Genomic DNA, 12,050 nt, shown 5'->3' on the forward strand with positions numbered 1-12,050 from the left:
CCCTCGCACAAAAGTCCGTGGATGCCCGGGACAAGCCCGGGCATGACGGCGGAGCATGTGGCTCCTTGTCGCTCATCCCCTCACCACTCACTTCGCCGCCCGCACCTCGACGGTGCCCGTCCCGGTGCGGCCGTAGCGCGAGGGATTGTACATGTCCTCGACATAGGCCTGCGGCAGCACGTATTTGCCGGGCGAGACCACACGGACGACATAGGCCACCGTGAAGACCGCCTTGGAATCCGAGGCCCGGTCGACGGCCGCCGTGAAGCGGTCGTCGCGGAACTCGGTATCCTTGGGCTCCTGGCCGTCCTCGATCCAGCCCAGCGTGCCGCTGTCGCCCGACGACACCAGTTTCGGATTGTCGATCTCGAGGCCGGCCGGAAGATAATCGGACACCATGATGTGGCCGTATTCGGGCTTGGCCTCGGTGATCTTCAGCACCACGGCGAAGCGGTCGTTCTGCTTCACCTTGCTGATATCGGCGGGCTTGCCGTCGAGCGTGAAGAAACTGCGCTCGATCTTGAAGCCGTTCGATGCCGCGGGCTCCGGCGTCACCGGCGAACCCGACACAGAGACCACGGCCTGCACCGGCGCATCGCCGGTGTTGGTGATCTTCAGCGGCTTGCCCTCCAGGGTCGCCGCCTTGTAGCTGCGGTACAGCGCGGTCTTGACCGGCTGGCCGTCGACCTCCATCGACAGGTTCTCCTTGGCGAGCGCGCGTGCCGCCAGCACCAGCCACGCATTCTCCTGCGTGGAGGTATAGGGTGTCAGCCCGCGCGCAGTCTCGACTCGCGACACTGCCTGCGTCAGCGTCGCCTTCGGGGCATTGCCTTCACTGGCAAGCGACACCAGCGCTGCGGCATCGCGAAGCTGCGAGCCGTAGTCGGTGCGGCCGAACTCCAGCACGGGTTTTGGCGCGAGACTGTCGAGCGCGGCTCCGTAAACGCGCTCCGCGCGGTTGCGGTCACCGACCAGCGCGAGTGCCGCGGCGAGCTGCGATTTCGCGATGGGAGTTGCGAGGTTGGAGAGCTTGGTGTCGGCGAGATAGCGGAGGTCGCCGATCGGCGCCGCGCCGTTCCGCGCGAGCACATAGAGGCCGTAAGCGAGATCGCGGCCGCCGTCCTTCTCCGGCTCGTTGCCGTTGACGACCGAGTTGCGGATACGATCCAGCGCGGTCTTGAACAGCACATCCGGGACCACAAAGCCCTTTTCGCGGGCGCGGGTCAGGAAGTCGGTCACGTACGCGTCGAGCCACGCATCGTCGCCGCCCGCCGACCACAGTCCGAACGAGCCATTGGAGCCCTGGCGGGCCAAAAGCCGCTCGATCGCGTCGCGGATGCGCTGGTCGACTTCGGTGTCCATGGCGAGATGCGCGCCCGCGGCGAGATCGTTGACATAGAGCAACGGCATCGCACGGCTCGTGATCTGCTCCGAGCAGCCATAGGGATAGCGGTCGAGCGCTTTCAGGATCGTCGCCGCATCGAGCGCGGTCGACAGGCTCGCCGAGACCGAGACGCTGCCGGTGCCCGGCACGAGGTCGGCGAACATATCAGACGTCAGCGTCAGGCTCTCGCCCTTCGCCAGCGTCCGGATCGAGCGCCGCGCCAGCACCTGCGTCGCCGCCTTGACGTCGAGCGCATAGTGGCGCGCGAGTGCAAGCCCGTTCGGCCCCTTGATGTCGACGTCGAGCGTCGCCTGCCCCGCCGCCGTCGCGTCGATGGCGAGCGAGAAGGAGTTCCGCTGCTTGGCGGCGAGCTTCACCGTGGTTGCGGGATTGCCGGTCATCTTCACCGGTCCGCCCGTCTTCACGTTGATGACGTAATCGCCGGCCTGCCCTTCAACATTGTCGATCTCGAGATTGACCGTACCGTGGTCGCCGTTGAGCAGGAAGCGCGGCAGGGTCGTGGTGAGCACGACAGGATCGCGGATCACCACGTCCGTGTTGGCGCGACCGAGCTTGGTCGCGGTCCACGCCACCGCCATGACGCGCGCGGTGCCGGCGAACTCCGGAATGTCGAAGCTGATTTCCGCGGTGCCGTCAGCGGCAACCGTGACGATGCCCGAATAGAGCGCGAGCGGCTTCTGCGCAGGCGGCGAGCCCTGCAATTCGGCCGCGCCGGCGTCACCGCCGGACTTAATCTGACCGCGCGTGCCCGACATGCCGTCGATCAGTTGCCCATAGAGATCGCGGATCTCCGCGCTCAGGCGGCGCTGGCCGAGATAATAGTCGTCCGGCGCCGGCGGTTTGTAATTGGTGAGGTTGAGGATGCCGACGTCGACCGCGGCGATGACGATCTTGGCGTCCTCGCCCGGATTGAGCCCGTCGAGCTTGAGGGGGATCTTCAGCAACCCATTCGGCCGGATCAGCGCCGGCGGGGTCAGCTTCACCTGGAGCGTGCGGGTCTGTTTGTCGATACCGAACCATTTGAGTCCGATCGCCCGGCCTGGCATGCGTTGCGCGGCTGCATCGAGCGGACGGCGCAGCGTCGCCACCACATAGGCGCCAGTGCCCCAGTCCTTTCCGACCGGGAGCTTCACCTGGGCGGTGCCTTCCTTGACGTCGATGGTCTGCGCCGTCAGCAGCCGATCGCCGAGCACGTTGACCGTCAGCTTGCCGGCGCTGCGGACGTTGACCGACACGGTCATCGTATCGCCCGAGGCGTATTGCGGCTTGTCGATCGAGGTCTCCAGGAGGTCCGGCGTGTCGGCGCTGCCGTCGGAATACCAGCCGACGTCGAACTGTACCGAGGTCACCGGGCCGTCGGCATCGTTCGACTTCACGTCCAGCCGGTAGCGGCCGGGCTTTGGGGTCAGCGAAATCCGCGACGGCTTGTCCGCGGCGACGGTCACGTCGCCGTCAGAGACGCGCGAGGTCGATTTGACCGGCTCGTACTCCCAGTAATTGCTCTGGCGATACCATTGGTAGCGCGACTCCATCTTCAGGAGCTCGTAGCGCAGGCCGTCGCGGCGTAGCCTCTCGCCCTCGGGCGAGACGAACACGACGTCGAACTCGGCCTTGTCGCCCTCGGCGACGTTCTTGTCGCCAAAGAGCGGCTTGATGCCGATCATGGCGGCAGCAGGCGCGACCGGCAGCACGATCTTGCGTTCAACGGCGCGGCCGCCGGTCTCGACCATGCGGACGAAGATCTGCGCCTCCTGCGGCCGCGTCGAGGCCGGCTGCTTGTCGAGCGTGACCGGGAAGGTCGCAACGCCGTTGGCGTCAGCTTCGGGCAGGTTTTCCAGCGGCGTGCGCTCGTTCGAGGTGGTCTCCTCGTCGGCGACGCCGAACTGGTAACCGGCGAAGCCCGGCCGCTCGGACGCGGGCGCGACCAGCATGTCGCCTTCGAGCGCCAGCCCCGAGGCCGGCGCGCCGTAGAGGAAATGACCGTCCGCCTTAAGCTCCACTGGAGCGTTAGCTTTGATCAGCTTGTCCTTGGCAGACAAGTCGAATTCGATCCGATCAGGGACGTAGTCCTCGACCATGAAAGTGGTCTCACCGACCGAAGAGCCCTTTGGATCGGTGAAGGCGCGCACCCGCCAGGTCCCGGTCGGGACGGCCGAGTTGAGCGGCACGGACAAGGTGCGCCCGCCGGCGCCCTGGTCGGACAGCACGGCGCGGCGATATTCGACGCCGTCGGGGCGCTCGATCACCAGGGTCATCGGCCCGCCGGTAACGGCGTTGCCCTGCCCGTCCCGCAACAGCGCGGTGAGATAGACGGTCTCGCTGGAGCGGTAGACGCCGCGCTCGGCATAGACGAAGGCGTCGGCGCCCACAGGCACGGCCCTGCCCGAAACGCCGCGGTCCGACAGGTCGAAGGCAGAGGATTTGAGGCTGAGGAAAGCATAGTCGGCCTTCTCACCGGTCACGGTGAGCATCGCCGGCGACAGGCCGCCCTCGCCGCGCGCAAGCCCCGCCTCGAACAGCAAATGGCCGCTCTCATCGGTCTTGCGGGTGGCCAGGATCTCGTTGTTGCGCGCGACCAGTCGCACCTCGGCTTTGCCGACGGGATCGGTCGAGGCCAGCGAATTCACGAAGACATGGATGCCGTCATTGCCGGAATAGGCCGTGACGCCGAGATCGGAGACGATGAACCATTGGGTGGCGAGCTGGTAGTCGTCGTCCGAGCCCGGCCCCTTGGCTGCGGCCGTCATCACATAGACGCCGGGCTGGAGCTCGCCCAGCGCCTGGTCGACCGGGAACGCCGTGGTGACGTCCTGGTTGAGCGTCATCGCGGTCGCGAGCTCGCCGGTCCAGACTTTGACGCCGCGCTCGCCACCGAGATCGCTGAGCTGGTATTTCGACAGAGTCTTCTGGAAATCGCTGTCGACCACCGTGTTGATCAGATTGCGGTCGCCGATCCGGAACACGTTGATGTTGACGGCTGGCGTGTTGACGCTGACGACGGGAATGCCGCGCTGGCCCGTCCTCGGCAGCACATAGGCGCGGCTGGTGAAGCGCACGAAGGGCTTGCGGTCGCGCACATAGACGTTGAACTCGGCCGATTTCGGCAGGCCTTCCTTCACGGTGGACGGCAGGCCGGCGCGCAGATTGATGTTGTAGCGCTCGCCGTGCTTGAGCCCATCGACGCAGAGCTGCTTGCCCTCGGCCGACAAAGCCGGCTTGTCCTGGCCCGCCAGCGCGAGGTACGGCGCGAAATCGGTGCGTTTTGCCAGCTCCTCCGAGAACTGGAAGCAGGCGCGCGGACTGGCGGAGTCCGAGTCCACGGTGTAGTCGAGCAACCGAAACCCGTGCTCGTCGCGCATCTTCTCGTACTGGCCCCGGACGTCGGCGACCTCGCGCATGTCGAGCGACAGCCGCAGTGCATCCAGCGCTGGCCGCCACAGCTTGCGTTCGGACAGCGACTTGCCGAGCACCGCGAGCGAATCGGCCTCCTCGCCCGCATTGCCGGCGCGCTGGTAGGCGATGTAGGCGGCAGTCGAGGCGCGCTCCACCAGAAACGTCTGCTCGCTCGAGCTCTTGGGCGTGATCTGGAAGATGACTTTCGCCAGGCGCAGCCAGTTGCCGGCGTCCTCCGGCGTGGTCGCCGCGATCTGGCCGAGCACCGACAGGCCGGTGCGATAGTCGTTGCGCCGGAAGGCAGCATCGGCGTCGGTGCGTAAGCTCGCGCCGCTCTTGGCGACCGGCCCCGCCTCGCCCTTGATCTGCGCCTCCAGTTTGATCGCGGAATCGGCGAGGTCGTCCCGCTTGAAGGCTTTGTCGGCGGCCTGCGCTACGCTAAGGCCGAACGCCAGCGTGGCGCAGAGTGTGACGGCGCGAACAAGACCGATCATGGATGGACTCCCGGAAATCGCGGACGAACGCCGCTTGTCGCATGAAATGCGCGGAAAGGTGACCGACTCAAGGCGATGGAACCAAAGGTGCAAACCGTCGCATTCGCCATGACAAGGCACGCCCAGAGGAGACCGATCAAGCTACCGCCGCGCACGCCGTCCTGATGGCGCAGCAATACCCGACCAGTCGTCCGGCGGCCGTGTCCCGGAAGCTGGCCAGCGTTCCCGGCGATGTGATCCATCGTCCAGTCCGCTGCCGCTCAACCCGGCACCCTGACACCCCACCGTTCCGCTTTGTCGCGGCTTCGAGGAAAACGGTTCGGTTCAGGCTTGGCGAAAGACGATATTTTTCATAATGGCATGGTAGATGAACAGCCGGCCCCAACCAGGGCGGCTCAAGACGGTCCCGTAGCTCAACTGGATAGAGCATCAGATTTCTACTCTGAGGGTTGCAGGTTCGATTCCTGCCGGGATCGCCATATTCAGTCTCATCGGACGGGGACATCGTCCGGCGCACGCTGACTCGATACACCGGCGCTCATCGTTAGCCCGGTCTACGACGCGCGCCTGCAGAATCCACCGTCCTTCACGAACGCGTGGGACGCCTCGGTCCGGGCTTTGATCCAGGCAAACGAGCCCTATCTATCCGCCGAGCGACGTACGCCCGATAAGGACTTTGATGCCACTATCCGACTTGACGAGAATGGCCATCGCATCTGCGGTGGCGGTTGTGGCAATATCGTTCCTGGCAGTTGACGCGGGAGTCGTGAACTCCGGGGTGATCACAAAGCCCATCGCGACGGCGCGGGCCTCCATCGCGGACGCGGCGGCGAGTCAGCACCAACTCGCCTTCGCCGTTCAGGCGTGGGCACGTCGCGGCCACCAGAAGCCGGCCGTGGAAGAATGCCTGGCGATCGATTGAAACAGCGCAGTTTGTCGCCGCTCGTCTCGCGGATGTATGCGCAATGTAACAATCATGTTTGTTACAGGCCATTATTCCCCCGGATGAAGATCGTCCAAATCCAGCCGAACAGTGCGCTCAAGGCGGCGACCGATGCGGCGATTGCCGCGGTCCGAGTCCACCAGATCTGCCGCTCGTGCCGTTCGATATCCGCCTCGGATTTTTGATTTTCTTTCCAGTTCAGCCATTCCTGGGCGAACCCGATCGTCATGACGGGCGCGGTTCCGATCGCAGTCGCTCCTGCGGATGCCGCGTCGGTCTGGGCTAGGCGCGCTCGGACGTTGGCTGCACCCGTCTTTTCAAGCACCGCAAGCCATTGCTGGGACTGTTCGTCTGAAACATGCCACGTGCATTCCCTGTAAGGAAACGCTTTCGGTCGCTCTGTCATGGCCTTGCACCGCACTCACTCTTCAGTGTCGCCCTGATGTCGCGCCCACCACCCGGCAATTGCCGCCGCGAGATCCTTCCACGACTCGGTCGGCAGATCCGGCACCGCCACCCGGACGCTGTACCGATCCGTAGTCGCGTCGTGAAACCACTCGGTCGCCGCGAAATCAAAACCAAAGCTGCCGGCGTGACGAATGGGGAAGCCTTTGCCGCTGAGGTCGCGGCTCATGTCTTCGGCGGCCTGCCGCGCGGTCGCCTCATCGAGGGCGCGCCTGCCGCGAAGCGTGACATAGAGGCCGTGGGTGAAATGCAGCTCGGCCGAGAGCGAACCGAGCTCGGCGGCGAAATATCGCGCCGTGTGGCGACCGTTGCGCAGGATCGCCGCGACGCGTTTTTTCGTCAGGGCCCAATAGCCCGCTGAGCCCACGAATGGCGGGAAGTGTGCCGGCAACGCCGCGCCACCGAGAAGCCGGACGGCATTGCCGGTTTCCGCCGCCAGGCTCTCGGACAGCAGCTGGCCTGCATTCAGGTCTTTCCGGCTCCAATGCACGAATACGGCAGAGCCGAGCCGGCCGTATTCCACCCCGAGCGAATCCAGCTTGTTGTGGCTTCGCACCAACACGACCGGAATGTCCCATCGCGCGGCCCATCTCAGAACGCGCCGGATGCGCCCCGATCTACCGGCGAAGCATGTCGTGTCGAAAATCAACAGATCGAGCCCCGAACCGTCGCAACACAAAGCCGCCTCGAACGCCCCGGCAGGGGCGCACGAATCCAGCAGGAGAAACCGTGGCGAGGCTGCCGCAGCGAACGCTTCGCCCAGCGGGAGTCTGGCGGTGACAAGCCGCAAATGGGGGACGAGGCTCTCGATCAGCTCCAGTGTCTCGCCGTAGGTGCCCGGCAGCACCACGACGTCTGCCTTGCCGATGATTCGTGCGGACGCGAGCAGCAGCGCGGAGATCGCGGCCATGCCGGATGCGGTATAGATCGCCTCGCTCCCGCAGCTCCGCTCGAGTTCGTAGAACGAGGGACCACGCACCTTGAGGTCCGCGCGCTGATAATCGTAGCTGAACACGAACGGACCGCTCCTGGGAGACGCCGCGTGCGACCAGGCGGTCTCCGTCGCCTTCCAGTCCTGGAGCGCATGCTCCGCGCGTAGCGCGGCGGCGAGCTGAAACTTGGAGACCACGACCTCGTCGACCGATTGCGGCCGAGCCAAATGCAGCGGGCTCCTCAGGCAATCGTTCAGCAGCCCGATTTCCCTGTGCTTTCGTTCGAGATAGGCCTCGGAGGTCTCCATGCGGATCTTGACGAAGGTGGTCTTGGCAATTGCGACGGCCTTTCAACGTTCGGCGAACGCATTGGCTCCAAACAGTCGGCCGCGCTCATCCTTGCAACGAAGACCGGTCCTCGCCGTTGACACTGCACAAGGAGAACATCATGAGCGAGATCAGAGAGCACATGAAGATCATCGGCAAGGACGGCGCACATGTCGGCACCGTCGACCGCGTCGAGGGCAACCGCATCAAGCTGACGCGGAAGGACAGCCCGGAAGGTCACAAGGACCATCATCATTACATCGACACGAAATATGTGGGTGCCGTCGAAGGCGATGTCGTCAAGCTTTCGGTCAATGCCGACGCGGTGCCGAAGTCGGAAGCAGCCTGAGCCAGCAAGTCCCCTCGGGGACTTTTTGTTTGTTCACGGTCCTGCTCCGCTTCGTTCTCCGAAACGAATCGCGATCGGAAAATCGTCGCCCGAACGAGTCTTAACGTCGCGTTTCGACGGCTCGCGTCAGGCCTCGAGCGGCACGAGCACGGGCCGGAAGCGGTAGGCATCGATCGCGGCGTTGGACAGCAGCAATCGTCGCCTCTCGCCACCCAACATCATGCGGTCGATCCTGTTCAGGATGAACCGGGCCGCGTCCCTGCGCTCGCCGGTAAGCAGGCCGGATTGGTCGAGATACTTCCAGGCAATCTCGAAGGACTGTGCGCGCAACTCGGGATCGGTCATAGCGGCTCAACGTCGGCGGGGAACCGACGTTCCATCGGCAAGACGCCCTCCCCCGGTCGCCCTTCATGATCTTCGCGCGAAAAGAATTGAGGGGGCGCGGAACGAACCTGCGATCAGCGCGTTCGCTATCGAGTGGCGCCGATTTGCCAGCCCCGATCGGCTCTCGAGAACCCCGTGCTCGTCCCCCCGAGCACGGGGTTTTTCTTTGAATACGGATATTGTCGTAAGAGCGTGGGCTCAGTCCGTCCGCTCTTCGCGCCGGTCGCGGGCGAGTTGATGCCAGGCCAGGGCTAGCTCGATGAGACGTTGCCGGTCGGGGCCATCGGCCGCCACGGCGCGCTTCATCGCCGCCTCAGCTTCGTGCTGTGGATCGTACTTGGTACACATGAAGCAATTCTAGCCGGACGATCTGGACAAGCGCGTGGCAATTTCGTCCGTATGATTGCGGGGTTAATGCCTCCCGACACGGATTTGCGACGCGATCCAGCTCACGCATCTGTCGAACGATCCGCCCCGATTGTGGGCTTGGTGCGTACCGATCTGTGAAGTGCGTCACAGCCGGCGCCCGGCGCATCCGCTAAACAGTTCTCAGCGCTCCCAGAGAGGGAGAAGGCATGGGAGATATTCCCGTCATGACGCAAGAAGCCGCAGCCGAAATTGCCGTCCCGACGCGACGCGAAAGATCCGACCCGCTCGGCATCGCTTATCTTGCGACCATCGGCATCGTGATGCTGGCCTGGATCGCAGGCCTGGTCTGGGCCGCGATCGCGTTCTTCAGCTGGCTGGTGTCCTGACGCGCGGGCGATCCCCCTTGAATCAATTCCCGGCCAGCTGACGGCCAGCGCAAAACGAAAAGAGGCGGACTTTTCGCCCGCCTCATCGCTTCAGGTCTCGCCTGGAGTGCTCAGTAACACGCCCGGGGATCGGCCTGCACATACTGGCCGCTCGGATAGCGGTAGTAGCAGTTGCCCTGGGCCAGATAGTAGCCGGGGCGCGAAGCAGCCGTCGCGCCGGCGATCGCCCCGGTGGCACCGCCGATCACGGCGCCTGCGGCCGCGCCCGAGGCGTTGCCCGAGATCAGGCCCCCCAGCACGCCGCCGACGATAGCGCCGCCAAGCGCGCTCGCACCAGGATCCGCCGGCGGCGGCGGAGGCGGCGGTTCGTAGGCGACCGGCGGCGGGGCGTAGGCCACAGGCACGTCATCGTAATAATCCTCCGAGATGTAGGCCGGAGGCCCTTCCATGCGCTGCGGATAATAATACCGCGCGCCGCCCACATCCCACCACCAGCCGGAGCGGCCGTCGTGGACTTCGTGGCGCCAGCGTCCGCCATCCCAGGCGAGATGGCCGCGATAGGTGTGTCCGCCCCAATCGCGCGCCGGTGCGGGACCCCTGGCGTAATTGCGTCCGGGCGGCGGACCGCCGGCATTGCGCGGACCAGAACCTGCATAGCCCGGACCGCCCGCGTGAGGCTGGCCGCCGGGCTGTAGCACGGGCCGGGCAGCCTGCTGCGACGGCGGCCCCTTGCGCATGTTCTGCGGCGGCGCACCTGCGCTCGGCCCGGGCGATGGCTGGGCGGCGTCTCTCGGCGGCCGGGCGTCCTGAGCCTGCGCCGGGACGGCGAGCAATGACATGGCCGAAACCAAGGGAATGATGATCTTGATGCGACTGGACGCACTCATGCGTGCTTGCCCCCTACTCTCTCGATTGCCGTCGATGGCCGTGATGCCTGGCGCGATAGACGATTCGGCTCGCGCTGAGCTGATGCCGGCTGACATGACTGACCTGCTTTGGTCGGCCAAGTCCCGTTACAAATGATTAAGATCACGACATTTTTTCGTCCGCGCGGGCCGCTCTGGAGTGCCTCTAGCGGGCCGGCTCGATCACATTGCAGTTGCTTCGCCCGGACATCAGGCAGTCCTGCATCTTGCTCGCGGAGGTGAGATCGCGGGCGAGCCACCAGCCGACGCCGAGGATGACAATCGCGATGATCAAGCCGGCGATGGCGCCGCGGCGGTTGTCACCGGATTGAGGTTTTGGAGGGGATTTGAGCTTCGCGCCCGGTTTGGGCTTAGGCTCGGGCTTGGCTTCGGACTTGGACATGGCTGACCGATCACGGGGCGAGCGGGCTTTATCACCTCTGCGGCGTGGCGTCACATCCCGCCCAGCTTCTCCCGGTTAGCCCCGCGTCGGCCGGATCGCTTCCTTGCGCGAGGTTTCGGCGGCCGGGATCGCCTGCTGGGCCCGCGGTGCGCAGGTCGTGAGCACAAACGCAGTCTGGGTGCATTCCCAATCTGCACCCAGGACGGCACTTTCGATCGGCTGCGGGCTGGCGAAGAGCAGCGTGACACCAGCCAGGGCTGCCACCGCGACGGCGATTGCGAGCGCCTTCAGGCTCAGTCTTGAGATCGTCATGCCCGTGCTCCGCGTCTCATACCAGGCGGGACGCTAGGCGCCGCCCTGGTGCCCCTTATGAGGGGCATCACAATTCGGCAGTTTTTCGGGGCTACGAGAGATCGTCGGGGGCGGCGATTTTCGTCTACCTGATCGGCTGCGATTATAGGTGGCATCACGGCGCGCGCCGATGTACACGCATCTGCGTCGCGCGGCGCCCGCTATGCCCAGCCGACGTACCAACAGGCAGTGATGTAGGATCGAAAGCGAGGATGACAAGGTTCGCCGATGAGTGGATTTAGGGAACCAGGCTTCTCCGACCGGCAAAAGGCGGCACAGGAAGCACGCAAAAACCTTTTGAACAAATTCAAGTCGCAGCCGGGGCCGGATGATCCCGCGGTTGTGGCGAAGCGTGCGGAGCGCGAGGCCCTTGCGGCCAAGCGCGCCGAGGCAAAGGCTGCGCGCGAGACGGAAAAGGCCGAGCAGAAGCGCCTTCAAGAAGAGGCTGCCGCGCTCGAGGCCGCGCGGATCGCCCGCGAAGCCGAAGAAGCCGTCGCGAAGGCGGCCGAAGCCGAGGCCGATCAAAAGGCCAAGCGAGACGCCCGCTACGCCGCCCGCAAGGCGAAGCGCAAGTAACGTTCGCAAGTCACGTTCAATTGAATTTGGACTGAAACAATACTCCGGGGGCGGTCTACGTGACCGCCCCCGGATTTTTGGCGCGCGTCTGGCTGTCGCAAGCGCCGCCTCGACGATGGAAGATCAGTGCTTCTTCATCATCCCGTCGTCTTTCTTCATCCCGTCCTTCGACATCGTGTCCTTCTTCATGCCGTCGTCCTTGGACATGGTGTCCTTCTTCATGCCGTCCTTGGACATCGTGTCCTTTTTCATCATGCCGTCATCCTTGCCCATCTTGTCCTGGGCAAAGGCGGCCGGCGACAGCGCGAGGCCGAGCGAGAGAACGGCCGCCGAAACGCCGAGCGCGATGCGGGTACGAATGGTCATGA

General features: G+C 64.9%; 13 protein-coding genes and 1 tRNA gene. 5 read left to right on the top strand and 9 right to left on the bottom strand.

The window, feature by feature from the left end:
- Nucleotides 1–87: 87 nt before the first annotated feature.
- Nucleotides 88–5,292: an alpha-2-macroglobulin family protein gene (locus tag ABIB91_RS07170; protein WP_354160636.1), complete on the bottom strand. Its 5,205-nt coding sequence runs from the start codon at nt 5,290–5,292 to the stop codon at nt 88–90.
- A 402-nt stretch (nt 5,293–5,694) separates the two neighbouring features.
- On the opposite strand from ABIB91_RS07170, the gene ABIB91_RS07175 reads away from it, so the two are divergent.
- Both ABIB91_RS07175 and ABIB91_RS07180 read left to right on the top strand, forming a co-directional pair.
- Nucleotides 5,695–5,771: transfer RNA gene (locus ABIB91_RS07175), tRNA-Arg, on the top strand.
- Between the two features lie 200 nt (nt 5,772–5,971).
- The gene (locus ABIB91_RS07180) at nt 5,972–6,214 is read left to right on the top strand and encodes a hypothetical protein (RefSeq protein ID WP_007591272.1); all 243 of its coding nucleotides are present in this window, start codon (nt 5,972–5,974) and stop codon (nt 6,212–6,214) included.
- A 61-nt stretch (nt 6,215–6,275) separates the two neighbouring features.
- On the opposite strand, the gene ABIB91_RS07185 is transcribed toward ABIB91_RS07180, so the two are convergent.
- The gene (locus ABIB91_RS07185; protein WP_354160634.1) at nt 6,276–6,641 is read right to left on the bottom strand and encodes a hypothetical protein; all 366 of its coding nucleotides are present in this window, start codon (nt 6,639–6,641) and stop codon (nt 6,276–6,278) included.
- A 15-nt stretch (nt 6,642–6,656) separates the two neighbouring features.
- Nucleotides 6,657–7,940 (bottom strand): hypothetical protein, encoded by a 1,284-nt coding sequence (locus ABIB91_RS07190; RefSeq protein WP_354160632.1) that lies wholly within the window; start codon nt 7,938–7,940, stop codon nt 6,657–6,659.
- Nucleotides 7,941–8,080: 140 nt separating this feature from the next.
- On the opposite strand from ABIB91_RS07190, the gene ABIB91_RS07195 reads away from it, so the two are divergent.
- Nucleotides 8,081–8,308 (top strand): DUF2171 domain-containing protein, encoded by a 228-nt coding sequence (locus ABIB91_RS07195; protein WP_247349066.1) that lies wholly within the window; start codon nt 8,081–8,083, stop codon nt 8,306–8,308.
- Between the two features lie 126 nt (nt 8,309–8,434).
- On the opposite strand, the gene ABIB91_RS07200 is transcribed toward ABIB91_RS07195, so the two are convergent.
- Together ABIB91_RS07200 and ABIB91_RS07205 are read right to left on the bottom strand one after the other, a co-directional pair.
- Entirely contained in the window at nt 8,435–8,653 is a 219-nt protein-coding gene (locus tag ABIB91_RS07200) for a hypothetical protein (RefSeq protein ID WP_354160630.1), read from the bottom strand.
- 237 nt (nt 8,654–8,890) lie between these two features.
- A complete protein-coding gene (locus ABIB91_RS07205) occupies nt 8,891–9,040 on the bottom strand; it encodes a hypothetical protein (RefSeq protein ID WP_167552267.1) in 150 nt (49 codons plus the stop codon).
- Nucleotides 9,041–9,267: 227 nt separating this feature from the next.
- On the opposite strand from ABIB91_RS07205, the gene ABIB91_RS07210 reads away from it, so the two are divergent.
- Nucleotides 9,268–9,447, top strand: a complete 180-nt coding sequence (locus tag ABIB91_RS07210) for a hypothetical protein (protein ID WP_007591288.1) — start codon at nt 9,268–9,270, stop codon at nt 9,445–9,447.
- A gap of 110 nt (nt 9,448–9,557) precedes the next feature.
- Here ABIB91_RS07210 and ABIB91_RS07215 read toward each other — a convergent pair whose 3' ends face one another.
- The 3 genes from ABIB91_RS07215 to ABIB91_RS07225 all read right to left on the bottom strand — a co-directional run bounded on the left by ABIB91_RS07215 (nt 9,558) and on the right by ABIB91_RS07225 (nt 11,067).
- Complete coding sequence (locus ABIB91_RS07215; protein WP_354160628.1) at nt 9,558–10,334, bottom strand: hypothetical protein; 777 nt, start codon at nt 10,332–10,334, stop codon at nt 9,558–9,560.
- Nucleotides 10,335–10,518: 184 nt separating this feature from the next.
- Nucleotides 10,519–10,755 carry a hypothetical protein gene (locus ABIB91_RS07220; RefSeq protein WP_007591292.1) on the bottom strand — a complete coding sequence of 79 codons (237 nt, stop codon included), beginning with the start codon at nt 10,753–10,755 and terminating at the stop codon, nt 10,519–10,521.
- 75 nt (nt 10,756–10,830) lie between these two features.
- Entirely contained in the window at nt 10,831–11,067 is a 237-nt protein-coding gene (locus ABIB91_RS07225) for a hypothetical protein (protein WP_354160626.1), read from the bottom strand.
- Nucleotides 11,068–11,334: 267 nt separating this feature from the next.
- On the opposite strand from ABIB91_RS07225, the gene ABIB91_RS07230 reads away from it, so the two are divergent.
- On the top strand, nt 11,335–11,682 hold the full coding sequence (locus tag ABIB91_RS07230; RefSeq protein ID WP_007591299.1) for a DUF6481 family protein: 348 nt from the start codon (nt 11,335–11,337) through the stop codon (nt 11,680–11,682).
- Between the two features lie 123 nt (nt 11,683–11,805).
- Here ABIB91_RS07230 and ABIB91_RS07235 read toward each other — a convergent pair whose 3' ends face one another.
- Entirely contained in the window at nt 11,806–12,048 is a 243-nt protein-coding gene (locus ABIB91_RS07235; protein WP_007591301.1) for a pentapeptide MXKDX repeat protein, read from the bottom strand.
- Between the last annotated feature and the right edge of the window lie 2 nt (nt 12,049–12,050).

The sequence above is a fragment of the Bradyrhizobium sp. JR4.3 genome, assembly GCF_040547695.1.
Lineage (GTDB): Bacteria > Pseudomonadota > Alphaproteobacteria > Rhizobiales > Xanthobacteraceae > Bradyrhizobium > Bradyrhizobium canariense.

What these genes read in the sequence shown, in the direction of transcription:
- ABIB91_RS07170 (WP_354160636.1), bottom strand. Translation starts at nt 5,292, where the DNA reads ATGATCGGTCTTGTTCGCGCCGTCACACTCTGCGCCACGCTGGCGTTC.
- ABIB91_RS07180 (WP_007591272.1), top strand. Translation starts at nt 5,972, where the DNA reads ATGCCACTATCCGACTTGACGAGAATGGCCATCGCATCTGCGGTGGCG.
- ABIB91_RS07185 (WP_354160634.1), bottom strand. Translation starts at nt 6,641, where the DNA reads ATGACAGAGCGACCGAAAGCGTTTCCTTACAGGGAATGCACGTGGCAT.
- ABIB91_RS07190 (WP_354160632.1), bottom strand. Translation starts at nt 7,940, where the DNA reads ATGGAGACCTCCGAGGCCTATCTCGAACGAAAGCACAGGGAAATCGGG.
- ABIB91_RS07195 (WP_247349066.1), top strand. Translation starts at nt 8,081, where the DNA reads ATGAGCGAGATCAGAGAGCACATGAAGATCATCGGCAAGGACGGCGCA.
- ABIB91_RS07200 (WP_354160630.1), bottom strand. Translation starts at nt 8,653, where the DNA reads ATGACCGATCCCGAGTTGCGCGCACAGTCCTTCGAGATTGCCTGGAAG.
- ABIB91_RS07205 (WP_167552267.1), bottom strand. Translation starts at nt 9,040, where the DNA reads ATGTGTACCAAGTACGATCCACAGCACGAAGCTGAGGCGGCGATGAAG.
- ABIB91_RS07210 (WP_007591288.1), top strand. Translation starts at nt 9,268, where the DNA reads ATGGGAGATATTCCCGTCATGACGCAAGAAGCCGCAGCCGAAATTGCC.
- ABIB91_RS07215 (WP_354160628.1), bottom strand. Translation starts at nt 10,334, where the DNA reads ATGAGTGCGTCCAGTCGCATCAAGATCATCATTCCCTTGGTTTCGGCC.
- ABIB91_RS07220 (WP_007591292.1), bottom strand. Translation starts at nt 10,755, where the DNA reads ATGTCCAAGTCCGAAGCCAAGCCCGAGCCTAAGCCCAAACCGGGCGCG.
- ABIB91_RS07225 (WP_354160626.1), bottom strand. Translation starts at nt 11,067, where the DNA reads ATGACGATCTCAAGACTGAGCCTGAAGGCGCTCGCAATCGCCGTCGCG.
- ABIB91_RS07230 (WP_007591299.1), top strand. Translation starts at nt 11,335, where the DNA reads ATGAGTGGATTTAGGGAACCAGGCTTCTCCGACCGGCAAAAGGCGGCA.
- ABIB91_RS07235 (WP_007591301.1), bottom strand. Translation starts at nt 12,048, where the DNA reads ATGACCATTCGTACCCGCATCGCGCTCGGCGTTTCGGCGGCCGTTCTC.